This window comes from Phyllobacterium sp. SB3 (assembly GCF_040009165.1).
In the GTDB taxonomy this organism is placed as follows: domain Bacteria; phylum Pseudomonadota; class Alphaproteobacteria; order Rhizobiales; family Rhizobiaceae; genus Phyllobacterium.
In genome coordinates, this window is record NZ_JBDYKI010000002.1 from 56905 (window position 1) to 81428 (window position 24524).

A 24524-nucleotide genomic window follows, 5' to 3' on the forward strand; every position below is an offset into this window, starting at 1 on the left:
GGCTAATACCGATGAAAATCTCGATGGTCGTTGCCCCGTCGCCCTGTTAATGGTTCGAATGAAGATTTCTGGTGGTCTTTCTGTTGGGCAAAGTCGTGCTCGACAGCGCACGTGGTTTTCGATGGTCTGCCATTTGTTCCCACGACATGACTTCCGACATCGTGACGTGCCTTTGTTTTGCGCTGGCGAATATACCAATTTTGTCTTCTTGACCGAAGTCGAACCGTTCTTCTCGACAATTATACGAGTTCATCGCAATGGTGCAACCAAGATGATCCCACCAGTTTTTGTATCTCTAAGTGTCAGCTGAACGGCGATTTTGCTGTGCCCTCATGCGTATCCCTTGGTACAAAACCGACAGTGAACCCGAACAGCCGACCGATCTTATCTAGTGTGTCAAGTGTCGGATTTGCTGTGCCAGCTTCAATTTCTGCAACTTGCCGCCGCGTAAGACCGAGGGTTTTAGAGAATTCCTCTTGTGTCATCCCAACGCTCTTGCGGATTTCCAGCACTGCGCCGGGCAGGCGCAGTGCACCGTGGCGAGACCGCTCTGCCAAATTCCGGCGATACTCCAGAATTTCGTCTTTCGTGGGCTTTTTCCAGCGGGCCATTTGATCTGCTCCTTTTCGGCGTTACGCGCAGGCCACTAAAACACTTTCGGCAATCTCGGTGCAGCGGCCCATGGCTCGATCAAGAATTTCGAGTGGCGCGCCGATGTCTTTCGCCATTTGGGGTGCTTGTCTGAGCCGCTCGGCAAATTCACCGAGCGCAATTACAAGGCGCGCCTGTTCATCCGGGTCGGTCATGAGCTCGGCGCAAATCAGTTTCCAATCGGGAAGATGATCGCGGCCGGCGTCGCGCATAGAGGCCCAGCGCGTGGAGCGAATGATCCCTTCCTTGGCAAGGCGCATGGGTGCGAAGTCGAATAGCGGCGACAGCCGGATCATCCCGTCAGGATGCTTGCTCAGCGCCGAGTTCCGACCGTGATTGTCAGGATTGCCGAGCGCCAGGTTGGCAATGTCGCGCTTCAGATATTCAACTGTATCGGCGAACGGATCGGCTGAGTACCGCTTCAGAATGTCGATATAGTTTTCGTGCGCTCCGATATGGCTGAAATCGGCCACACCAATGGCAGACACCAAGCTTTCCTGCCCAAGGCGTACCATTTGGCCATTCTTCCCCTTTTGCCGATCGAAACGGGGGATAATAAGTACGCCTTCTGCATAAGTTGAGACTTCGCTGACATTCATGCCGATTTCGAGAGCAATACGGGAATAGAGCGCTTCTCCTTCGAGAATCAGGCGATCCACTGGCTCGGCGCTACGAACCAGTTTGACAATAATATGACGCATTGCCTCGTCGTCAGTGACGACGCTGTCTGGATAATATAATCCGTCACTCGCCTGGGTCATCGAAACTTTTGGCCACTCGCCCTGTAGGCCGCTTGAACCGGAGGCGAGCATTTCGAAGCGATCGGCAACTTCGATGAACCGGTCTGATCGCGTCAGAATATCCACCTCGGTAACGCCCTGGCGCTGCATACCGCGCAAACGTTCCGCTTCCGCGTCTGCCGCTTCCCTGATCCGGATATTTCCGATTCCTCCCGTCGCCGATCGAAGAAGCAGGGGAAGATCGGATTCGCGGGATGCTTCGATGAGTCCAAGATGTTCAGCAAGCTTTCGCCTAGCATGTCCTTGCGGCATCAGGTCCAGAAGGGAAGGGGGCCCAATGGCGGCTATATCGGTTTTCGAGGTCCACCGGATAGCGGACAGACAGCGCACGAAGGTCGCAGACCGCTTTGCCTGATGCGAAATCGTAAGATGCTGCGGCAATGAAATAATCGAGGTCATAGTCAATGATCGAGGCGCCCTGATAGCCAGCGTCGTCGTCGTTTATCTCGAGTGTAGCAGCTTGATGCCACTCACCATCAAAATGGATTTGAAGCATTAGCCGCATTAATTGCCCCTTTTAATGGAACATTTAATGCTTTATCTCTTAAAAATCAACCCATTAAAATGGAGCAATAATTCTGTTCTGAGATCGGCCTTGCGATTTCAAACCACTTGGAGAGGTCTTTTGCCGAGCTGGCTGCCTTTTTACCGCCCCACGTAAAGGCCATACCGGAGTAGAGCTTGGCTATCGAAAGGAACCAACCGGATGGATACGGATAGCTGGCTTTCAATGGCTCTGGACGTACAGCAACGAATAGCCCAATATGGGCATCGGCGGTCCCCGTAACGACATGTGAAAGTTGGGATCGGATATCCGGCCGAAAGGAAATCAACTTACCATGCAGACGGTCAGGAACGGCGTTTCAGAGTTTTAATCTCCGGAGAAGCTTCAGGCCTGCGCGCGGAAGACTTATTACGCAAGGTCGATTTGGCCGATAAGCGTTGTTCCTCGCCGCTCTTCGGTAGCAGCAGGTATGTTGAGAGAATGCAGAGCTTTTCATGACCGCGTTGGTTCCTCTGGGTGTATTTCCGGCATCCGGCTCGCGAGTTTTCGCAGGGTCACTATCGCTTTGCCGGGCCACGCTGCACACAATGCCTTTAAAATGTCCTAATGCCCGTTGAATTGTGAACATGTCTGTCATTTGCGCCTTCGGGCACCTTCTAACGCGTCTTGCAACCTTTCCCGACAGGGATCGTTTGCAATAACGTTCTGATCTGTGGCCGAATTTGTGGACGGGACAATCCCGGTGCTTTGTACCGGTCAGAATTTTAGAAGGAGAGAAGAATGAATAAGACTCTTGCAATGGCGCTTGCCGTGGGGTCACTGGCAATGGCTGGTACAACAATAGCTAAAGCCGCCGACATGCAGCAACAAACATACGAAGAACCGGATGTACGCAATGGCGTGAAGATCGGTTACCTCGATTGCTCAATCGGCGGTGGTGTTGGCTATGTCCTTGGTTCAGCTAAGGAAGTTGACTGCGCATTCCGCTCCACGATGGGCGGCGAGCGCGTTGATAATTACTCTGGCGCTATCAAAAAGCTGGGTGTGGATCTTGGCTTCACGACACGCAGCCGACTGATCTGGGCGGTGTTTGCACCGACAGCGGGATATCATCATGGTTCTTTGAGCGGTCTCTATCGCGGAGCCACTGCTGAAGCCACGGTTGGCGCAGGTATCGGCACCAATGTTCTGTTCGGCGGCACCTCGGGGTCAATTCACCTTCAGGCCGTCAGCGTGACGGGTCAGATCGGTCTCAATGTTGCGGCAACCGGGACGTCGATGACACTTAGTTCAGTGAACTAATTCACTTGCTATCCCCTCCCGTTCCGGCGGGAGGGACGCCATCCCCAAGAGCAGGGATGGTCGAATCGCTGCAACTGTGTGTATGTTCGCTTTCATTTCGGAACATCTGCAGTGCCAGTCGAGGCTAGATTGAAACCACCTGTTTGTTTCGCTTTCCTGCTATCTGCCTTTTTGTTGATAATGCCACACACGGCATTGGCTCAGTGGAAAGCCGTTGAACATATAGAACCTTACGCAATCGCCGGAAGATCCGGAGCCGAGCTTTATGCTTCAATCGGCCAAAAGGGTCCGCAGCTCGGTGGCAGAATTCGGACCGTTGCGCATACTAATTTCAAGCTTACATGGAACAGAAAGTATGAACGGCAGGCTGATAACGCCTGCACGTTGGTCACTGCACGGCCGAAGCTCATAATCACCTATACTTTGCCTGAGCCCTCCGGGCGTCTGCCGGATACGGTGCAGAAAAGTTGGGACAGGTTCATTGCCGGAGTAAAAAAACACGAATTGGTGCACGGCGAAATGATCAAGGATATGGTCCATGCGATAGAAGCATCGACCGTGGGCCTGTCTGTAGCGAATGATCCCGGTTGCCGAAAAATTCGTGCCGCGATGCAGCCTCGTCTTTCCGAGCTTTCAATGCGGCAACGCCAGAAAAGCCGGGATTTTGACCGTGATGAGATGAGCGGAGGTGGCAATATCCACCAGTTAATCCTCCAACTGGTGAACGGCCCTTAATCCTGGAAGCATGTGGACTTGGGAAGCTATCCGATGAACATCATCGAATTAGCGCAAGTTAGCTTGCTGGAAACCTTGAAGGGATTGCGACTGTATTACAAACGGCAATAACGCGTTTGGACAGAACAGATCCGTCATGGTCAGCGGCCCACCACAACCAGCATTCGCGGCCAGCGATGTGCGTCGAAATTTTATCAAAAATGCCAAATATCAATCGTTGAAGCGGGCTGATCCATGATCCGGGATACAGCCGTTTCCCATCGATAGATCGGCGGTCTGGATTTGTGGAATCTGCCCCGCACCTTCGATGGACGCAGAATCAGATGCTTGGTTTCGATACGGCCTGTGCCCAGAAACTTTGTGGTAAGACCGCTAGCGCTGCTAAAGTTCATTTTTGCACACCCATCATCAAGGGCCTTTGCGTAGAACCTTATCCGTAGTTAGCCCGTCCCCCTGCCTAACAATCGCGAAATTCTGGTTATCGGATTTTATAAAGTTAAGGCGAAACACGAATGCATATTCCCCATCTAAGCTGGCCGTCCCAGGTAAGGCTTCAAATAGCAAGTTATACTTGCCCTCTGGTATCGATACGGGCTGTGGGTTGAATATTAACCCGATCGATATCGGGGCCGAAGCGACATCAAATGGAACACAAACAGCCCATAATGCTTACGGGTTGACTTGAAGCTCTTGGGCTGTGTCGACCTGCAACAGACAACTCCCATCGTGGTCGGGAGCGCCAAAGGCTACATTCCCAGGCATCCATGTGAAGCCCTGCGCCACATGATCTTCCGACCATTCAAGTTCAGTTTGTGGGATGCCAGGATCGAAAACAACGATCTGAGTGTAGACAACCGTTACTGCGAACTCTGTAATCATCTTAGGTCCTGTCGTTATGGTTAATCTACATCCATCAGGAGTGCCGATAATCCCCATTTTTATCTGCTGTCCGGCACTTCTGCTGTCACCGAAGTACATAGCGCGCACTAGCGGCGCCTAAACTCCTCCCTAACGGGTCACTCGATTGTTTAACCAGAGACCTAATAAAAAGAGGCCAATCGCGCATATAGTTATCAGTATGTTGAGTACGCTGAAATCAGGAAGTCCCATAAATAAAGCACTTCCTAACACCATGAATGCAGATAACATTAGCAAATATCCCATCACGCCAAGTAAAGTATCGAAAAGGGCCCCTATCATCGCTCTCATCATTTTCCACCGCTATTACCAAAACCGACCAAATCTTCTATGAATTTCTTATACAATTGATGTATCTTGTGCATTTGTAACATCTGTCAAAGTTATTGTTGCTTGCTGCTCTGCCAAGGCTGTCTCGGATATGTATCGGCGCGCCCTGCGCCTGCAGAGGAGGTGCTGATGGATATCGAGGTCTACCCGCTGTCGCATAATGAAGAGTTATTTCCTACCCATGAGACGGCATTGATGGAGCGGTGAGTTGAAGACAGTGGAACGATTGCGCGGGTTGGTCCCATGGCTTACATAGACGAGAGAGGTCGGAGAAACGTCACGAACCGCGTTTGTGAGATAGAAAATAACAGGCAACACCTAAGTTCACAAGGGCAATAAAGAACATTGTATCAGTATATAATGAATCTGTTAGCATTTTTACCAACGATATTTCAATAGAAATAAATACCGTTACTAGTCTATATTTATCTGACGTAAATAATATATCTGAATATTTCATTTTATTGCGGCCTTGTCCCGATATAGCTCATACTTTCGTAGTTCAGTATCGAAAAATTCCTCCGTCATTTCAAAGCGGCGACACGGACAGCTATTGATGAATGATTATCCAAGAACAAAAGTATGTTAATTGACCGGCATTTATTCGAAGGTTAACCAATCCACACCCTGAACCAGCTTGCCACCGTGTTCGCAGCCATCGGTGATACGAGCAACCTTCTTGCCATTAATTTTCGCAACTGATGAGCCGCCGGTAATGGCTGCTGTTGTTGGAACGCCGCTGCAAAGACATTTGTCTGTAACGGTTGCAATCGGAACACCGTTGACGGTCACGAAGCTCTGTCCGGTTGAAACTACCGGCCCGCCAACATGCGGTTTCGGTCCCGGATCAACCATTGGACAAGTATGCATATGGCCTTTGATTGTGACGGGCTGGCCTGACATCTCACTCCATACCCATCAAACGAACCGCTTTTACTTGCGGCGTTGTCGAATCTCGCAATTCAAAAGGGGCGGTCTGAGCAGAAATGGCCATGGCTGCGAGCGCCGAAGCGGGTCGGAAATTCTCAACAAGAATGGCCCCGCCGAGCGCCGGAGCAAGTCGGAGTGCATAAATCTGTCCATAGGCCAGTTCGCCACAAGCTTTTAGAGTACGTTTATAGAGATCGTTACCGTTCTGATCTGGTGGATCATTGGCTTCATCATCAACGCCATGAACTGCTATACCAATGGTGACATCGCCGCTAATTTCTGGCTCTGGCTTAAAGCGCTCATGGCATAAAACCTCATGATAGAGCATATCTATGTACATGGTTCTGTAATCTTCATTCCACACCAGCAGTTGCCCAAATGCTGAGAAGCCAATCACATGGCTTCGCTCTGGCCGGAACTCCGGATCATTGCCGAACACGAATTTGAGGATGGAGCGGTATTTTTCCGGATTGCAGAATTGGAAATAACCTTTCATCCAGACGCCAAGGCCATATTGCTCCCAGAACTGCAACAGGCTGTCCGGCAGCCTGCCGCGATAGGCGCTAAAATCCGCCTGCGACAGTTTCTCACCTAATTCGGGAGTGCCAAATTTTTCAAGGGCTTTTTTGAAGGGTAGGAAGAGCTCTGCCATGAGCACGATTCTAAATTTTATATGTATAAGGTCAAGGTATATGGTTGATTTTAACTTGTAGGTGGCGGGCCGGGGTCGCCTGTTCCCGGTGCCGGAGTATCTGCTCCCCCCATGCCTTCCTTGCTGCCTTTACCGCCCTTGGGCGGACACTCTTCCAATGTCACACCCATTTTTTTCCCTTTCCGTTTGGCTTCATCTGCATGAGCCAGCAATTGCTTGGATCGCCCACCATTCCATTGCGCGCCCATGGATTTGTTTACCGAAGCGTCACCCATGCCAGATAGAGACCCATCACCACCCGCAACCAAATTTAGCGTATGGGTTGCATTCATATCTGCCATTTTCGTCGCTACGTTCTTGGCTGCTTGTTCTGCGAAGTTTTTTACACCACCAGCTTGATATTGTTCACTTAACTTTCGTGTTTCCGTTCGGCGATAATCCTCGCGCGTTTGGCGGCGAGCGGCTGCATCTCCAGCTGGCCGTCCTTTGTAGTTCTTAATATTATCGGCAAGTTTTTCCGGATCCATATTGTTAATGGTGTCTTGCTGCTCTTTTAGTTGGCGATCCATCCGGCTGCTGCACGACCCGCCAATAGAACCAACTGTATTCCTGCGTGGAACAATTAGTAAACTAAAACATGCGCACACCGGCGCTGTGGTTTACTCAAGTGCTTTGCTGACGGAGTAGCACACAATCTCGCTTCTCCGGTGAAATCTGAGGATGAATTCTGTACTTTGGAAGTGCTTTTTCTTGTATGATATTCACTTTTTCAAGTGTGTGGATGAGACCGCTATGTTCTGCATCAATTATGGTCCACGCATTGCGAAGTTCTAATGCTGCGATAACGACCTGTAGTGCTTCTGTGGCTATGCCATCGCCGCTTTTCCTAGGAGATATCACGCCGCCCAGTTCCTCATCAGCTCCAACTTGGAGAAAACCGATTGGAGTCCGTGGGTCGGATCTAGTGGCACCAACATAAGTGCGGAGCCCTTGCGCACGTTTTTCACGCCATTCGACAATTGCAAACTGAGTATTTGCAATGTTTGTAAAGGGAGGAAAGGGACTGTACCGGCAGATATCAGCGTCCGATAAAAGCTCATGTAGCCCAGGGCCATCCGAGTAGACTGGCGGACGCAAAATCAACCTACTGGTTTCTATACGGTCCAGATCAACCTGATTGAAAAATGCAGCATTTGGGATTTGTTGTGTCATTTAATCGTTACCAGCTCCAATAGAGGAAACTCAGGGCCACGGGAACGGAAGGGACGTGCGCTTTACGAGAGTGGTGGTGCGTACTCCATAGGGTTAATCCAATCTACAATGTCTTCTTCACTAAAGAAACATCACGCCAAATCGGTCAGATGACTTAAGATCTTATCGGTCTCGACTGCGCCGCCCGTCTTTAAGATCTCAAAGGAGTCGTCCTCACCTGGGATAAGCCAAATTTTCAGAACGTAGCTATTTTCCCCTTGTTCTTTTTCTCCGTTTTCATCAATTTCCCAGATTCCTCTCCCCGGGAGGACCTCATAGATCAGGCTGTACTTGTTTTGCTCGATTGTGACCTGATCATAATGAAAAATAGAGCCCACATTAACCGGCGTTTCAGAAATATCGAAGGGCACGCGTAAGCAGGAAATCGCATCTGGCGAGAGTTTGAAATCATTAGTAATTTCGATTTCCACAAGACAAATGAAAGCATGTTCGGGTACTGCAAGGCTAACAATTCCGGGGGACCATGCAAAACCTTGTTTCAGTTCATTTTCGCCCCATAAATGCCCCGGACGTTTGACGGATGGCAAATATATAATCAGTTGGCCATAGTTAATCATTACGCTAAGTGATGTAAGCATTATCATGGTCCCGTGACTATTGTAATTCGGCAACCCGGAGGCACGCCTACTAAGTTCGCTCCAATTATACCACCTGATACCCTGTTGTCATTTTTTGGAATATTCCAAACGCTGGCGTTTCCATTATTCTCCACAAAGGAAGCTGGTGGATATTCATCCGGTTCATATCCCGCTATGCGTGGCACTCCCGTTGTGGATTGATATCGGCGAGCGCGGGCTGCTGACGGGTTCGCATCATATGTCAACGTGCTCGGAAATCCTGCGGCCTGTGCCGCGTCTATGTGCTTTGCAGATTCCGGTGCTCGAGAATGCGGAATAACAATGGTTCGTTGACAGCAATTGCCAGTTGCGCATGAGGCGGCAGCAGCTGCAGCTAGCCCTTTTGCAAGCTCTTGAACCTTTTTTAGCCGCTCCGCTTGCTGCTCCGGCGTGAGACCTGGAAACGCGCCGGTTACGGCCGATTCTGACATCACGGGAGTATCCCCACTCAAGAGCAGCCCCGTTCCAACAATAGCTGCACCACCTAAAATAGTGCTTGTTGAAACCGTGGCCGTCGTTGCAGCGGCGCCTCCCAGTGCTATAGTACCCCCGCCACCAGCACCTGCCAGCAATGGGGCGCCGAGACCGAGCCAAGGCATTAGCTCACCTCTCCAACTGTGCCTGCAAGGCGAGTCATCTGATAGAGAAGTGTCTCCATATTTTCGTCCGGAGTGCCCGGGCCTGATTGCACAAACCGTTTAATTTCCGGCTGATGCTCGAACCGATCGCCGCTGGCGATCATAAGAAATCCCCATATGCCAAGAGATCGTTCTTGGGTTAACCCCAGCTGATTGCCCGACGCTTCGTATTTCAAAACCCGGTCATTCAGTTCCTGCTGACTCATACCGGCCGTTTCTTGTGGCGCCATCTCCCGGAGGTGCGCAGACATTTGCTTGCAATAGGCGGCCCGGCGCTCAGAATCCACATCTGCGAGTTGATCTCTGCGAATTGTGAGGAGGCCTTTGGTTGGTTTCGAGGAGTGCTCTGGTCGCAGTGCACGTTTCAGCCCGCCCTGACTTGTGGCATTTATGAGAATGGCCGTTGCCGGTCCAAAGAGGCGCATGAATTGCTCAGCCGTGAGCAATGGCAGGAAGCTTCCAAGCACGTTGGGATCCCAATGGCGAAAAAGCACACGTTCATATTTGACCGGAGTACCCGACTTCCCGTCATTGCCCTCAATACGATCATCCGGGATCATGATCTCATTGATGCTCCGAAGGTGCCGCCAGAGTGCCTGTTCGCCTTCATGGCATGACCAGAACACAGCGCATGGCTTTTCGAGGGCGAGTTCCTCTATGTGCGTGCTCGTTTTGCGATTGTTCAGAGCGACCAGCCATGGCCCATCGCGACGCATGGCTTCATCACCACCACCGAGAAACAGAGAGCGACTGGTAATACCGGCGTCGGCAAGCTCATCTTCCAAATCATCAAATTGGCCGCCATCAAGTACTGCAAAGAGTGGTCCGGGTAATGTGTCCAATGCTGCACGAAATGCCCGGGCAGCATTTTCGGCATTTGGAAGATCAAGCTTTGGGGTCTCCATACGGTTCTCACACTCTCACGAAAGGCGTTTGTGACTGAGACATCTTCTTGAGGCAGGACGCACCTTTGCCCGGGCCGCCCTTTTTGAAGTTGATTGCATTGCCTTCGATATCGATTTTGAGAGCGTAGAGCTTGATACCCTTCTTGTTGATAGTGATATATCCACCGGGAGCAGACAGGCGTATCTCGTCATCAGCATAGACTTCCCAAGTCTTCGCCTCACCATGATATTTCTCCCCGGAAACAATATTATAAAGCTGGCCAACCTCTATCTTGATTGTTTCGCCGACCCTGGTGTTTTGCTCTTTGCCAATCCGGGTAAAGTGGGTTGATCCAATGTTCGTTACCTTGCTGACGCCGATCTGTTCGGCTCTGGCAACACCGATTGTGTCGGATTTGAAATTGCCGACGATGGTGTTCATGATACCGGGAAGTTGAAACAGGGCTCCGGTGGCTTGCCCCATGCCGTCTCCGGACGCAGCAAGTGCCGTCCCCTGATCGGAGCGGGGGCTTGGACCGGAGACAACGCCATCGCGTGCACCAAGGCCAGTTGCCGAGAGAAAGCCGAGTGCAGACTGGCCCAGTGACATGGCGAAGTTGACAAGGTTGGGCGCGCCTCCGGCAACTTGTCCTGCCTGCTGCATCAAGCCTGCTGTTTGTCCGGCAAGGCCGGCAACCTGTGCGACAAGGCCCAATGCACCGGCACCTGTCCCGCCGACCACCATGTTCATCGAGCCGCCGATTTCGTGCTTCTGGTTGCCTGCAACTTCAACGGCACGGTTGGCACCTACCGATGAAATCTCATTGGCGTCAACACGCTTCGTGCGGTTATTCAAAACCCGCGTGGTCTGATCTTTCTGGGCATGGAAGAACTGGTTCTCCTTGCCCTTCTCGTCTTCGAAGGAGACTTCGTTAAAGCCCTGGCCCTTGTGTGTGTTGGACCTTAAAACAGTACGTGTCTTGTTCTCCGGCAGCTTGTATGGGACTTTCGTGCTTGGATTTGGCACGATGCCGGTCACAACGGGTCTGTCAGGATCGCCTTCGAGATAGGTGACCATCACTTCCATGCCGATGCGCGGAATGACCTGCGAGCCGAATGTGCTGCCAGCCCATGACTGCATGACGCGTATCCAGCAGGTGTCGGAGCCGTCCTTTCTGGCGCGGTTGCGTTGCCATGGAAACCATACTTTGATGCGGCCGTATTCATCCGGGTGGATTTCCTCGCCGGGTGGTCCGGCGACAATGGCAACCTGCGAGCCGTCTACCCTCGGCTGCGGTGTTGTCCGGTGCGGTGTTGCAGGAAGTCTTGAGGGAAGCGCAATGAAGCTGTTGGAATAATCAAGCGAGCCGTCTTCCGCCGTCTCGTAGGAATGATCAACAATCCGGTGCACGATGGCGGTGACCACATATTCTTCAAACACGTGCTCGGCATGAGCGACTTCGTAAGGTTTGAATTTGCGGCCCGCTGCAAGCGTTCTGACTGTGGATGCTCCTTCAATCTTCTCGTGATCGGCTTCAACCGCCTGCATGCGAAGCTTTGAAGCCGCTTCATTGGAAGATTGATCCATCGCCTTGGCCGGATAATGGAACAGCTCATATTCGGCATTCTTGGGCAGGGACACCAGCGAAGGAGTGACCGCTCCCTGTGGTCCCTTCGGCATCTCAAAGTTCCAGTCGCCGCCCGCCCGCTTTCCGGGTGTGAACTGGTAATCTCGTGCAAACGCGCTGATGTGGTTCCTGTCGGTGGAACCTGCTGCAAACCGCACATCCGTCTCAGGACCCTCCGTATATCCAAAGGGATGACTGGCGATATGAAGCGTATGCTCACCGTCTTCGTGTTCAAACCAATAGAACAGGCCATCAGCCTCAAGGCGGCGGGTGAGGTAGGCGAGGTCCGTCTCATTCCATTGCACGGAATAATGGATCGGTGCCGGCGGATTGATAACGCCGCCCGTCACGGCAGCCTTGATGCCGTGTTCCGACAGCAGTGTCTCGGCGATCTGCAGCGCTGTCATATCCATGAAGATGCGGCAATCCGAACGCTGTGACAGCAGCCACAATTGCGGCCGGATGGTCAGCTGATAAGAGCGAAGTCCACGCGAAACCGGTGGCCCTTCGCGAAAGCCTGTTATCAGCCCGTTCCACGGACGGCGCTCGCCATAGGCAACTTCCAGCGAAACATCGGCAAGTGTTCCGACAAGTTCTTCCGGCTTGAGGTCAGTGCGCTTGGATTTGACACCGACATGGATTTCAAACAGTCCGTTGATTTCCTCGCGAACGTCCATCTTTTCGGCGAGAAAAACATCAAGCCCAAGCACCGTGGAAATGCGAAGAATGCGATCTGCCTGAATCAAACCAGCGTCGAAGAATTCGTATTCCATTCGCACCTCAAGTGTATTGCAACCCAACTCTAATGCTCACGTTGTTTTAGGGCGCTCGGAGAGATGCGTCGAGAGCTAATGCTTTTTGATTAGAATAAAAGCGAACTAAACTTCGTTTTTTGAACGTAGGAAACATGGCGATCCTGCATATATGCTTTGCGCTCGAAACAAATGTTAAATTTGAGTTTATGCCTCTCTTCAAAATGGCCAAGGGAAGAGCGTATTTGGCCCGTGGCGCACTCAATGAAAAAGATCGTCCCGTGACTGTTCCCGCGTAGGGTTTTTAATGGCGCGGTTTCTTCATCGACTTAAAGTTTCGAAGGTGTGTAAGAGCATCTGGCCGTTGTCTGCAATTCTCTTCGGCCTGACGCTCGACACATGGCCACAATCTCAATTCCCGATAATTTCCAAGCGTATATCCTTTTGGAGGACGTTCCGTATTTCCCTGAACCTAATTACTGGATTCACAAAGGAAGTATCGTTTTCACCTGCGTGAAACCAGACTACGGGATTGCTGCTGGCGATAGCCGTATGTTGGGAGAGCCGTGTTTGGCTGTTACACTCGATCCGACCGGTGATTATCCGTTCTGGACGGTGCCGGTAAGACTGCTTACACCTGCTGTAAAACTGAACTAGCTTTTCTTAAGCGGAAGCTATTCTGGAACAGGGTCAACCAGTATTTCAATGACGCACGCTTTGTCGGTCAGATAGCGGAAGAAGCGGGAGACCACGACCCAAAGCTTTTCATCGTTGCTGTCAAAGTTGAAGAAACCGAGAAAACCAGCAATGTCGGGCAGCATGACGTTTGTGTCTGGCACCAGCTCTTGCATCAGTTGTGATAGCTCGGGCTGATTACCAGGAGGAAGAGATTTACTGAACCGAATACGTCTTGGGAGCTCCCCTTGTTGTTACCCTCCCAATTTGCTAACGGTCACATAGAAAAAAGGTCCACGAAGACCCAAAAATAGTTTTTCAGTCGTAAGTAATGGCAAGCGGGATTCCGTACCACCGGTGCGGCTTCGCTCCAGCCCCCACAGCGGTAATGGGGGCCGGCGTAAGTCTTGCGAACGGGTTGTCCACCGGTTCTGTGATGGAACCTGCAGTGCCGTGGCGGATTGAAGCCGGCTTGCCGAAGAAAATCAGTAAATGTCGAAGGGGAAATATTTCGAAACGATTTTTCTGTGCGTTCCATTGGCAACAATTGCTTCAATTGCCTTGTTGAACCTTTCCCTCAGTTCATCATCACCCTTGCGGATGCCAATGCCTGCTTCGGTCTCCGTGCCGGGCACGTCGCCCAGCATTTTGCAGCAGTCTTTTCCGGCATTATTGAGCCAGTCCACAACCACAAACTTGTCCGAGATCAACGCGTCGATACGGCCGTTGGTCATATCGGCAGCAGCCTCGTCCTGAGTTGGATAGAGCTTCACGTTTACATCGGCCTTGCCGTAAACGTCTGTCGCGTAGTTCGCCTGCGTCGTGCCGGCCTGCGCGCCAACAGTCCTGTCCTTCATATCGGTGACCGTCACGCCTGCAATGTCGCTGTCTTCGGGAATGACGACTGCCAGCGGTGTTGTGTAATATTTGTCGGTGAAGTCGATCTGCTTCTTGCGATCTTCGGTGATGCTCATCGATGCGATGATTGCATCGTATTTCCTGGCGATCAGCCCGACAATGATACCGTCCCAATCCTGAGCGACAATTGTACACTTTGCCTTCATTTCTTCGCAAAGAGCATTTGCCATATCGACGTCCAGCCCGGCAAGCGTGCCGTCCGCATTCAAGATATTGAATGGCGGGTAGGCCCCCTCTGTGGCTATCCTTATGACGGCACCGTCCTGAGCACTTGCTGCCGACGTGCATGCCACCATGATGGCGGTGACTAGAAGCAGTTTCTTCATGTTCCATCCTCTTTTTTGGCGAAGGTCAAATTCCGCAGGACCAGAGTAACGGAACGCAGCAAAATGCGAAGCTGTTTTTGTGTGCCGGGCAAAATAAAAGCTGCTGGCATTCCCGGTCTAGCTGGACACGAGACGCATGATGGTCTCGACGTTGAAATCCAGTCGCTTCTCCAGGGCCTCCGGAGCCATAAGGTTCTGCTCGTAAAGGATTGATCCGGTAAAACGGTTTGTCAGATAATAATATCCAATGGCCGCGACTGTGATGTTCAGCTGAACAGGGTCGATACCATCCCGGAAAACACCTTCCTCAACTCCGCGCTTGAGCAGCTTCTCCATCATCGATACCAGGCGCCGGCTCAAGACATGGATGACATTTGACTTCTTGAGGTGCTTGGCCTTGTGCAAATTCTCGCTGTTGACCAGCGTCAGAAATTCCGGATTGGACAGGTAATATTTCCATGTAAATCGCACAAAAGTCTCAAGAGCCGCCCGCGCATCCAGATGGTCGAGTTCCAGCTTTTGCTCGGCCTGGCGAATATCGGTATAGGCGTCTTCGAGAACCCGTTGAAAGAGCGCCTCCTTGCTCTCGAAGTAGTGATAGATCATCCGCTTGTTGGCGGCGGCACGCTCCGCGATAACGTCGACGCGTGCGCCGCCAAGGCCGTTTTTGGCAAACTCTTTCTTGGCGGCCTCCAGGATGCGTTTCTGGGTGGCTTCGGCATCGCGCAACCGCGGTTTTGCTTTTGCTGGTGTGGCCATTCCGGTTTCCCATATTTGCAATTGGCGCCGTCGGCACTGCTGACCGGCACGGTCGCTTCGAATCGTCCCAGCCTATCATCAAATTCCATTTTGAACAGCAGAGCGGCGGCTGGATTGCCTCCACTGAAGAACTAACAGGTTATTTATATTTGCAGCAAGATGCTTGCACGCCAACAATCGACTGGCAAGAGCGTGCGCCGTTGACAGAACGCGTTTAATAAAGTAACTGGTTAGTGCGTAAGCCATGCTCAGACGCTGGCTGAAGTCATTACGCAGACCGTTATATGCCCGGGAGAAACCGGCATGGCAGATCTGCGGTAGAAGCAACCGGGAGGAACGCATGTCATTCATCAAAAAGTTTATCGAACAGGAAACTGTAAGTCGCCGCAATTTCCTTTTGGCGTCGGCCTTTGGCGTTGGCGGTGTTGCGGCAACGAGTATGTTTGGCTCGTCGCTCGCGCGTGCGGCGATTCAGGGCCCGACGATTGCCTGGAGCTATCGTGACCGCACCAATCCTTACTGGAATGCCATCGTCTCCGGCGGGGAGGCTTTTGTCGAAAGCCTCGGTAAGTCGAAGGGCGATCTGGTCAATCTGATCAATGAGGGCAGCAGTGAAAAGTCGCTTTCCGATGTGAAGGCCTTGCTCGGCAAGACCAATGGCAAGCTGGCGCTGGCTATCGATACAAACGATTCTCCCAACGCACGTCCGGTGGTTGAGGCAGTTGTTGCAAAGGGCGCTTATGTTTCCACCATCTGGAACAAGACCGACGACTTGCACCCCTGGGATTTCGGCGACAACTACGTCTCGCATATGAGCTGGTCCGACGTCGGTCCGGCAGAGCAGACTGCAACAATCCTCTTCAAGGCGATGGGCGGCAAGGGCGGTATAGTTGGACTGGGCGGTATCGCCTCGAACAATCCGGCAATCGAGCGCCGCAAGGGAATGGACAACGCTCTCAAGAATTTTCCCGATATCAAGCTGCTGGACTATCAGGCGGCAGATTGGGATACCCAAAAGGCCAACAGTATAATGGCCAGCTATCTGACACGCTTTGGCGATGAAATTACGGGGGTTTTCTGCGCCAATGATACAATGGCCTATGGTGTGCTTGAGGCGCTACGGGCTGAAGGGATGACCGGGCAGGTTCCTGTCGTGGCCTATGACGGCAATGCCCAGGCGGTCGATCTTGTGGCGGCCGGGGAGCTCCTGGCGACCGTCTACACCAATCCCTATTGGGGCGGCGGCATAACCTCGGCTCTTGCCTATTATGCGGCCACCGGCGCATTCAAGCCGTCGGATGAGCCCAGGGAACATCGTGAATTCTACGGTCCGACAATCCTTATAACCAAGGATGACGCGGACAAGTTCAAGAGCGACTATATCGACTCTACTCCCAGATATGACTGGAAAGACTACTGGGGTCCATCAAACGGTGCAATCACCTACTGAGGAACCCCAGGCAGGTCTGGCTTTACCGGAAGGGCGAGTGCTCGTCCTCCCGGCACAATCAAAACAAATTCCGGGATGGGAAATGACGGTGCCGCGGCACCGTCATCCGGCAGGAGGCACAGGTGTTGAGCTTGCCAAATCGCGACGAACTGCAAAAATGGACACCGGTATTGGTGCTCGTGGCGCTGATAATATTCTTCACCGTCGTCAATCCCAACTTTCTGTCGCTGCGTAATTTTGCGCGCGTCGGGATATCGGCAACGCCACCGTTGATGATTGCCGTCGGCACGACATTCATTGTCATTATGGGATCCATAGACCTGTCCATGGAAGGTGCGGTTGCGGTCTGCGCCGTAGTCTTTGCCTATATCTTCATGGCTCTCGGCGGAACGCTGGATGGCTGGGCCTGGATCGCAATTCCCGCCTGCTGCCTGGTCGGTGCGGTGTTCGGTTTGATCAATGGTATTGTCCACGTCGCCCTGCGAATTCCGTCATTCATGGCGAGCCTCAGCATGGGCTTTGTCGGTATCGGTCTGTCTCTCGTCATGACCGGCGGCGACCGAATACGGGTGGAAGACCCCATATTCCGCGCACTGCTGACCGAGCGATATCTGGGCTTTCCGCTGATGGTACACGTGGCTCTACTTGTGCTCGTAGCCGCGTGGTTCATCCAAAGTCATACAACTCTTGGCCGCAATTTTTATGCCGTAGGCGGCGGTGAAGATCTCGCACACGCCTCCGGTCTGAATGTCAGGCGCGTCCGGATCATCGGCTTTGCCCTTGCGGGTATTTTCTATGCCATTGGTTCCCTGTTTGCGGTTGCCCAGATCGGTATTGCCGAAACAGCAACCGGCTACAACTTCATGTTCGTTGCAATCACATCGATCGTCGTTGGCGGCACAGCACTTTGGGGTGGCAGCGGCGGGGTGTGGAATACGCTTGTCGGAGTCCTGATCGTCAATGTCATCAACAATGGAATGATTGTCATGGGATTGCCCCGTTACATTCAGGATGGGGTTCTTGGTGTTCTCGTCATCATCGCGGTCGTTCTGTCGACGGATCGCAAATCGCTCGCATTCGTGAAGTGAGGGCGGATCATGTTTGAGCTGCGCAAAGTTGAAAAGAATTTCCCCAATGTCCGGGCATTGAAAGGTATCGATTTCAGGATCGAACGAGGCGAGATCATCGGCCTTGTCGGTGAGAACGGTGCAGGCAAGTCGACTTTGATGAAGATCATCTACGGCGCTTACCAGCATGATGGCGGCGAAGTGCTCATTGATGGAAAAGCTGTTCGTTTCGAGAACCCGCGACAGGCCATGCAAAAAGGCATCGGCATGGTTTTCCAGGAACAGTCGCTCATCGGCAACCTGAGCGTAATGGAAAACATTTTCCTCGGCTTCGAGCAGCAATTTGTCCGCTTCGGTGTGGTGAACTGGAAGAAAATGGCTGCAGCCGCACGCTTTCAGCTGGCGAAGGTCAAGCTGAAAATCGACCCGAAGACGATCACGTCGAAACTGTCATTTGCACAGCGCCAGCTGGTAGAGCTTGCAAAGGTCCTGACACTCGAAGAACGCGTAGACGGTGATCTTGTTATCCTTCTCGACGAACCCACCTCGGTGCTGGCCAAGGAAGAGGTTGAACTGCTTTTCAGGCTCGTACGTGAACTGCGCTCGCGTGCATCGTTCATATTTGTTTCGCACAGGCTCGATGAGGTCCTTGAACTTGCTGATCGCATCTATGTGATGAAGGACGGGGAAGTCGTCGATCATGTTGTTTCCACCGAAGCGGTTGCCGAAAACATTCAACGCAGGATGGTCGGCCGCGATATCGACAAGGAATATTATCGCGAGGAAAAGCAGCGGCCTTACCTGCCGGAGAAAGTGCTGGTGGAACTCGACAAGGTCAGTCTGCCGGGAAAATACTACGACATATCCTTGAAATTGCATGCCGGAGAGGTCCTGACGCTGGTCGGCGTTGAAGGTTCCGGTCGTGAAGCCATACTGCGCAGCATCTTCGGATTGCAGCGCCCCTTGTTCGGCACGATCAGCATCAAGGGCGACAGGGTGCGTTCCTTCAATGCCCGCAACAGCGTGGCTCGCGGTGTTGGTTATATTCCGCGCGAACGCAAGGTCGAGGGCATTGTGTCCGGCATGAGCGTTTATGAGAATATTACGCTTTCACAGCTCAGGAACTACAGCAGCGCGGGCTTTTTGAAGATACCGAAAGAGAAAGCCACGGCGCGCGAATGGATCAGCAAGCTCCATATCAAGGCGCCTTCCGAATATGCTGATTGCGGTCACCTGTCGGGCGGCAATCAGCAAAAAGTAGTCCTGTCCAAATGGCGGAGCGGCGGTTCGGATATAATTCTGCTCGATCACCCGACGCGCGGCCTGGATATCGGCGCCAAGGAAGATGTCTATGATATGGTCCGGGCAATGAATGCCGATGGGGCAGGCATCATCCTGATCGCCGATACGTTGGAGGAGGCCATTGGGCTCTCACATACGATCGCTGTCATCAAGGACGGTAAAATCCAGAAACAGTTCGATTGCAAGCAGGGCGCCAGGCCTTCGCTTTTCGACCTCGTTCATTACATGATCTAGGACCTGACGCGATGAACCTCGACAAACTCAAAAAGCACTTTCCGTGGATCACACTGGTTGTGCTGGCGATATTCGTCGGTCTGCTCGATCCCAATTTCCTGCGGCCAGAAAATCTTCTGCAACTTGCCGGCGATATCTCGACGCTGTTTATCATGGCGCTCGGCATAACCTTCGTCATCTATATCGGTGGCATAGATCTTTCTGCCCAGTCGGTAGCAAATATGACGACTGTTCTGGCAACACTGCTCCTGCCGCTCATGGGCGGGTTTGCGGCGCTCGCCTGCATTGCAATCGGCGCGGTCTTCGGTCTGGTGTCAGGCTTTGTTTCGACACGGCTCAAGGTACCTTCTTTCATAGCGACCCTGGCCGTTGGCGGTGTGGCACTGTCAGTCGGCCAATATGCCTCCGGTCAGAAAGCGCTCTATATGGATGCCGCCATGCGCGAGCAGGCCTTTGGCTGGATGACCGGGAATATCGCCGGGCTGCCGCGTGAAATGCTTATCGCCGCGGTCTTGCTCGTTATCGGCCTTGTGATCGAACGCCGCATGGTTGTCGGCCGAGTGCTCAAAGCCATTGGAGCAGGCGAGCTCGCCGCATCCGCGTCCGGTCTGAATGTCGATCGCTACAAGATGATTGCGTTCAGCATGTCGGGCGCATGTGCCGCAATCGCCGGGCTGCTGTTTGCAGTCAAGCTTTCAGGAGGCTCGCCCGTCATCGCCAACGGCTTTCTGCTTCCGGCAATTGTTGCCGTTCTCGTCGGTGGAACGCCACTGACCGGCGGTGTTGGCGGTGTTCTCAACACGGCAATAGGTGCCCTGATCGTCGCGGTTGTTCGCACCAGCATGCTCTATCTCGATGTGCCTGCAACGGCTCAGCAGATATTCTTCGGCCTCGTTCTCATCGTGGCCATCGCGTTGACGATAGACCGCAGCAAAGTGAGAACAGTCAAGTGAGTGTCGTTGCCGAACTGCCGGAAACCATGCGCGCAGCACTCTTGACTGCGCCCCGGAAATTCGAGGTCAGAGATGTACCGCTACCGGATTGCGGGCCCGATGATGTGCTTGTCAAGGTTGAGAGATGCGGCATTTGCGGAACTGACGTGCATATGTTCAACGGTCACTACGCACCGGAGCGTCTGCCAATAATTCCCGGTCACGAATTTTCGGGAACTGTGGCAGCGACAGGCATCAATGTTTCGCGGTTTCACAAAGGCCAGCGGGTTGTCGCCGATATCAATATCGGCTGTGGCCATTGTTATTACTGCCGCCGCAATGAAATCCTCAACTGTGCCCAAATGCAGCAAATCGGCATCTCGCGTGATGGTGGCTTTGCTGAATATGTTGCCGTGCCAGGTCGATTGGTCATTCCGGCACAAGGCGATCAACCGTTCAATCTCCTAGCTCTCGTAGAGCCCGTTGCCTGTGTGGTTCGAGCCGCCCGAAAGGCCGATGTCCGCTTCGGGCAATCCGTTGTCATTCTGGGCGCCGGACCAATAGGCAATTTGCATGTGCAGATGATGCGGCTTGTCGGAGCTGCTCCCATTATCGTTGCAGAGCCTTTTGCCCGGCGTGCAACTATGGCTCTGGATGCAGGTGCCGATATTGTGGTGAGTGATCCGGCCAAGTTGAAATCCGAAGTCTTCAAACGAACCGGAGGGCGTGGTGCGGATGTCGTCATCGAAAGTGTCGGTCTGCCCAAACTATACACACTTGCGTTCGAACTGATCAGACCTGGCGGCCATGTTGCTGCATTCGGCATCCCGGGTCCCGACGACACAATCCCCCTTGAACTTCTGCGCACAGTGCTGCGGGAGAATTCGATCAAGGGTTCTGTTGCCGGAATGGGCGAAGACATGCACGACGCCTTGTCGCTGCTGGCTCATGGCCGCTTCAACACGAAGGCATTCACGCGTCGAAGCGCATCCCTTGAGGACATACAGACAACCTTTGAAACATTGCCGGATCATCCGGAGGCTCTGAAGGTTCAGATTTCAATTGGCGCAGCGGCTTGACCGCGCGCCCGTCAAGACCGGAGAATATTATGGATCAGAGCAACCACATTGCCTCTTTGCCGGCAGAACCACGCAGCTTTGGCTTTTTTGTCGATGGCTCATGGGTTGATGCGGGTTCCCGCGAGATATTCGAACGCAAGAGCCCAGCACATGATGTTGCGGTGACGCGGACTACACGTTGCACCACGGATGATCTCAACGCCGCGGTGATTGTCGCCCGCAAGGCCTTTGCAGACCGTCGCTGGTCCGGCCTTTCCGGTGCCCGGCGGTCTGCAGTGCTGCTGAAGGCAGCCAATGGTATCCGCGAAAGGCTGGATGAACTTGCGTTGCTGGAGACGCTCGAGACCGGAAAGCCGATCAGCCAGTCGCGCGGCGAGGTGGAAGGCGGCGCAGACATCTATGAATATGCTGCGGGCGCTGCCCGGGCCCTGCACGGCGATTCATTCAACAATCTTGGCGACAGGATGATGGGATTGGTGACGCGCGAGCCTATCGGCGTTGTCGGCCTGATCACACCATGGAACTTCCCGTTTTTCATTCTTTCGGAGCGCGTGCCGTTCATTCTGGCAGCAGGTTGCACTATCATTGCCAAGCCGAGTGAAGTCACATCCGCGACAACGCTGATCATGGCGGAGATACTGTCTGAAGCCGGATTGCCCGATGGCGTGTTCAATGTCGTAACCGGCAGCGGCAGTGAAATCGGTCAGGCCCTTACGGAACATGCCGATATCGACATGGTGTCATTTACCGGTTCCACGGCTGTTGGTCAGCGGACGCTTCTGGCATCCGCCGGAAACTTCAAGAAGCTGGGACTGGAGCTCGGTGGAAAGAACCCTCAGGTGGTTTTTGCTGATGCCAATCTGGATGACGCCGCCGATGGCGTTGTCTTCGGCATGTGTTTCAATGCCGGGCAATGCTGTGTCGGTGGGACACGGCTGGTGGTGGAAAAATCTGTTGCCAGGGACTTTGAAACCTTGATCGTAGAGAAACTCGCGCGCGTGCGGATTGGTGATCCGCTCGACCCGGACACGCAGATGGGTGCTGTCATCACCGGCACGCAGAACGATACGATCCTGAAATATATTGCCATCGGCAAAAAGGAAGGGGCACGTCTTGTTTGCGGAGGTGATCGTTTTGCCGGCAAAACCGGACAATTCATCCAGCCGACAGTCTTTGCCGATGTCGATCGGGACATGACAATTTCCAGGGAAGAGATATTCGGGCCGGTGCTGACCATCACGACATTTGACACATTCGATGAGGCAATCGAGATCGCCAATGATACGATTTATGGCCTGGCGGCCAGTATCTGGACCACCAGCCTTGACAAGGCGACTGATGCGTTCCGGCGCATTCAGGCTGGCCGCGTCTGGGTCAACACCACCATCACTGGCGGACCGGAGCTTCCAATCGGCGGGTTCAAACAATCAGGAACAGGTCGCGAGACCGGTATTTATGGCGTCGAGGAATATACCGAGGTGAAGTCGGTCCATATTGCGCTCGGGCGTCGGGATCATTGGGTGGCCTGATGGTGCACAAGGGTTACGACTACATCATCGTTGGCGGTGGATCGGCCGGCTGTGTCATCGCCGCGCGACTGACGGAAAATCCCGACGTGAGGGTGCTTCTGCTCGAGGCCGGCGGCAAGGACACGAATCCTTACATCCATATGCCGGTGGGATTTGCAAAAATGACCACGGGCCCTCTCACATGGGGGCTGACCACTGTTGCACAGAAGCATGCGAACAATCGCGAAATTCCCTATGCCCAGGCACGCGTTCTGGGCGGGGGCAGTTCCATCAACGCGGAGATTTTCACGCGCGGTGTCGCCGCGGACTATGATCGCTGGGCCAATGATGAAGGGTGCGAAGGCTGGTCGTTTTCCGATGTACAGCCCTATTTTATCCGCTCCGAGGGCAACGAAATGGTCGCTTCGGAACATCACGGCACGACGGGTCCGCTTGGTGTATCGACGCTCCGTGAGCCCCGTCCTGTATCAAGGGCTTTCGTGCGCTCATGTCAGCAAATGGGCATACCTTACAATCCGGACTTCAACGGGCCTGTGCAAGAGGGCTCCGGCATCTATCAGACAACGATCCGCAATGGCCGCCGCTGCTCGGCGGCGGTCGCCTATCTGCGCCCTGTCATGCATCGCAGCAATCTTGATGTTGAGACGGGCTGTTTGACCACGCGTATCATTGTAACCGCCAACAGGGCTACAGGTGTCGAATATCTGCAGAAAGGTGCGCTGATCGAGGCGCAGGCCGACAGTGAGGTTATAGTTACTTCCGGTGCCATAGGCTCACCGAAAATCATGATGCTCTCCGGGATAGGCCCCGCCGATCACTTGCGGAAACTGGGTATTCGCGTCGTCAAGGATCTGCCCGGTGTAGGCCAGAACCTTGCGGACCATTTCGGCATCGATATCGTTTATGAACTGAAAGGTGCGACAAGCCTCGACAAGTATAACAAGCCGCATTGGATGATCTGGGCAGGGCTGCAATATCTGCTGTTCAATTCGGGACCTGTCACCTCCAATGTCGTTGAAGCAGGTGCTTTCTGGTACGGCGGCAAAAGCCGGCCCTATCCCGACTTGCAGTTTCATTTCCTCGCCGGTGCCGGTATCGAAGCAGGCGTTCCTGCAATTCCTTCAGGGTCAGGCTGCACGCTCAATTCCTATACGCTGCGTCCCAAAAGCCGGGGGTCGGTGACACTGCGCAGCAGCAGGCCGGAAGAAAACCCGGCCGTTGATCCCAATTTCATTGCCGATCCTGATGACCTGAAGCTCTCGGCAGAAGGCGTGAAACTAAGCCGCGAAATAATGAACCAGCCAGCAATGGCGGAATATATCAGGCGTGAGCATTTTCCCGGCGACAAGGTGCGAACTCAGGCCGAGTTTGAGGCCTATGCAAAACAGTACGGGCGAACCTCATATCATCCGGTCGGAACGTGCAAGATGGGCACAGATAAAATGGCAGTTGTCGATCCTCAGTTGCGCGTAAGGGGCATTGACGGATTGCGCATCTGCGACTCTTCCATCATGCCAAGCCTGATCGGTTCAAACACGAACGCACCAACGATCATGATTGGCGAAAAGGCGAGCGATCTTATTCGGGGCAATCGCTAGACATTTGCAGACAATATTGCACCTGTCGAACCACGCATTGC

The 24524-nt window shown here is 53.1% G+C and carries 23 protein-coding genes; 9 read left to right on the plus strand and 14 right to left on the minus strand.

Translation table 11 applies throughout. The annotated features are described in order from the left end of the window. Window positions 1–302 precede the first annotated feature (302 nt). The 3 genes from ABKW30_RS06750 to ABKW30_RS06760 are packed head-to-tail and all read right to left on the minus strand — an operon-like array spanning window position 303 to window position 1956. Window positions 303–611 (minus strand): helix-turn-helix transcriptional regulator, encoded by a 309-nt coding sequence (locus tag ABKW30_RS06750; protein ID WP_348597746.1) that lies wholly within the window; start codon window positions 609–611, stop codon window positions 303–305. Window positions 612–632: 21 nt separating this feature from the next. Next, window positions 633–1703: a HipA domain-containing protein gene (locus tag ABKW30_RS06755; RefSeq protein ID WP_348597747.1), complete on the minus strand. Its 1071-nt coding sequence runs from the start codon at window positions 1701–1703 to the stop codon at window positions 633–635. Then, window positions 1684–1956, minus strand: a complete 273-nt coding sequence (locus ABKW30_RS06760; RefSeq protein WP_348597749.1) for a hypothetical protein — start codon at window positions 1954–1956, stop codon at window positions 1684–1686. The genes ABKW30_RS06755 and ABKW30_RS06760 overlap by 20 nt, the downstream gene beginning before the upstream one ends. Before the next feature lie 780 nt (window positions 1957–2736). On the opposite strand from ABKW30_RS06760, the gene ABKW30_RS06765 reads away from it, so the two are divergent. Next, window positions 2737–3258, plus strand: a complete 522-nt coding sequence (locus ABKW30_RS06765) for a DUF992 domain-containing protein (RefSeq protein ID WP_348597751.1) — start codon at window positions 2737–2739, stop codon at window positions 3256–3258. 180 nt (window positions 3259–3438) lie between these two features. Beyond that, window positions 3439–3993: a DUF922 domain-containing protein gene (locus tag ABKW30_RS06770; protein ID WP_348598969.1), complete on the plus strand. Its 555-nt coding sequence runs from the start codon at window positions 3439–3441 to the stop codon at window positions 3991–3993. Between the two features lie 669 nt (window positions 3994–4662). Here ABKW30_RS06770 and comJ (ABKW30_RS06775) read toward each other — a convergent pair. The 11 genes from comJ (ABKW30_RS06775) to ABKW30_RS06825 all read right to left on the minus strand — a co-directional run bounded on the left by comJ (ABKW30_RS06775) (window position 4663) and on the right by ABKW30_RS06825 (window position 15292). Further along, window positions 4663–4872 carry a competence protein ComJ gene (comJ, locus tag ABKW30_RS06775; RefSeq protein WP_348597753.1) on the minus strand — a complete coding sequence of 70 codons (210 nt, stop codon included), beginning with the start codon at window positions 4870–4872 and terminating at the stop codon, window positions 4663–4665. Window positions 4873–5841: 969 nt separating this feature from the next. Continuing rightward, window positions 5842–6144, minus strand: a complete 303-nt coding sequence (locus tag ABKW30_RS06780) for a PAAR domain-containing protein (RefSeq protein WP_348597755.1) — start codon at window positions 6142–6144, stop codon at window positions 5842–5844. Window position 6145: 1 nt separating this feature from the next. Then, window positions 6146–6823 (minus strand): GAD-like domain-containing protein, encoded by a 678-nt coding sequence (locus tag ABKW30_RS06785; protein ID WP_348597757.1) that lies wholly within the window; start codon window positions 6821–6823, stop codon window positions 6146–6148. A 50-nt stretch (window positions 6824–6873) separates the two neighbouring features. Then, window positions 6874–7392: a polymorphic toxin type 15 domain-containing protein gene (locus ABKW30_RS06790; RefSeq protein ID WP_348597759.1), complete on the minus strand. Its 519-nt coding sequence runs from the start codon at window positions 7390–7392 to the stop codon at window positions 6874–6876. A gap of 94 nt (window positions 7393–7486) precedes the next feature. Next, window positions 7487–8035, minus strand: coding sequence for a GNAT family N-acetyltransferase (locus ABKW30_RS06795; RefSeq protein ID WP_348597760.1), 549 nt, complete (start codon window positions 8033–8035; stop codon window positions 7487–7489). 131 nt (window positions 8036–8166) lie between these two features. Continuing rightward, on the minus strand, window positions 8167–8673 hold the full coding sequence (comJ, locus tag ABKW30_RS06800) for a competence protein ComJ (RefSeq protein ID WP_348597762.1): 507 nt from the start codon (window positions 8671–8673) through the stop codon (window positions 8167–8169). Between the two features lie 637 nt (window positions 8674–9310). Continuing rightward, on the minus strand, window positions 9311–10255 hold the full coding sequence (locus ABKW30_RS06805; protein ID WP_348597764.1) for a DUF4123 domain-containing protein: 945 nt from the start codon (window positions 10253–10255) through the stop codon (window positions 9311–9313). Window positions 10256–10262: 7 nt separating this feature from the next. Next, window positions 10263–12635, minus strand: a complete 2373-nt coding sequence (gene tssI, locus ABKW30_RS06810) for a type VI secretion system tip protein TssI/VgrG (protein WP_348597765.1) — start codon at window positions 12633–12635, stop codon at window positions 10263–10265. Between the two features lie 653 nt (window positions 12636–13288). After that, window positions 13289–13453 carry a hypothetical protein gene (locus ABKW30_RS06815; protein ID WP_348597766.1) on the minus strand — a complete coding sequence of 55 codons (165 nt, stop codon included), beginning with the start codon at window positions 13451–13453 and terminating at the stop codon, window positions 13289–13291. Between the two features lie 321 nt (window positions 13454–13774). Beyond that, on the minus strand, window positions 13775–14533 hold the full coding sequence (locus ABKW30_RS06820; RefSeq protein ID WP_348597768.1) for a transporter substrate-binding domain-containing protein: 759 nt from the start codon (window positions 14531–14533) through the stop codon (window positions 13775–13777). A gap of 117 nt (window positions 14534–14650) precedes the next feature. Continuing rightward, window positions 14651–15292, minus strand: coding sequence for a TetR/AcrR family transcriptional regulator (locus ABKW30_RS06825; protein WP_348597770.1), 642 nt, complete (start codon window positions 15290–15292; stop codon window positions 14651–14653). A 340-nt stretch (window positions 15293–15632) separates the two neighbouring features. Here ABKW30_RS06825 and ABKW30_RS06830 point away from each other — a divergent pair, with 340 nt between their 5' ends. The 7 genes from ABKW30_RS06830 to ABKW30_RS06860 all read left to right on the plus strand — a co-directional run bounded on the left by ABKW30_RS06830 (window position 15633) and on the right by ABKW30_RS06860 (window position 24483). Beyond that, window positions 15633–16742 (plus strand): sugar ABC transporter substrate-binding protein, encoded by a 1110-nt coding sequence (locus ABKW30_RS06830; protein WP_348597771.1) that lies wholly within the window; start codon window positions 15633–15635, stop codon window positions 16740–16742. Window positions 16743–16864: 122 nt separating this feature from the next. After that, a complete protein-coding gene (locus tag ABKW30_RS06835; RefSeq protein ID WP_348597773.1) occupies window positions 16865–17830 on the plus strand; it encodes an ABC transporter permease in 966 nt (321 codons plus the stop codon). A 9-nt stretch (window positions 17831–17839) separates the two neighbouring features. After that, window positions 17840–19345, plus strand: coding sequence for a sugar ABC transporter ATP-binding protein (locus tag ABKW30_RS06840; RefSeq protein WP_348597775.1), 1506 nt, complete (start codon window positions 17840–17842; stop codon window positions 19343–19345). 11 nt (window positions 19346–19356) lie between these two features. Further along, a complete protein-coding gene (locus tag ABKW30_RS06845) occupies window positions 19357–20298 on the plus strand; it encodes an ABC transporter permease (protein ID WP_348597777.1) in 942 nt (313 codons plus the stop codon). After that, window positions 20295–21356: an alcohol dehydrogenase catalytic domain-containing protein gene (locus ABKW30_RS06850; RefSeq protein ID WP_348597778.1), complete on the plus strand. Its 1062-nt coding sequence runs from the start codon at window positions 20295–20297 to the stop codon at window positions 21354–21356. The genes ABKW30_RS06845 and ABKW30_RS06850 overlap by 4 nt, the downstream gene beginning before the upstream one ends. Before the next feature lie 29 nt (window positions 21357–21385). Next, window positions 21386–22885: an aldehyde dehydrogenase family protein gene (locus ABKW30_RS06855; RefSeq protein WP_348597780.1), complete on the plus strand. Its 1500-nt coding sequence runs from the start codon at window positions 21386–21388 to the stop codon at window positions 22883–22885. Continuing rightward, window positions 22885–24483, plus strand: coding sequence for a GMC family oxidoreductase N-terminal domain-containing protein (locus ABKW30_RS06860; protein ID WP_348597781.1), 1599 nt, complete (start codon window positions 22885–22887; stop codon window positions 24481–24483). Before ABKW30_RS06855 ends, ABKW30_RS06860 begins: the two co-directional genes overlap by 1 nt. Window positions 24484–24524 lie beyond the last annotated feature (41 nt).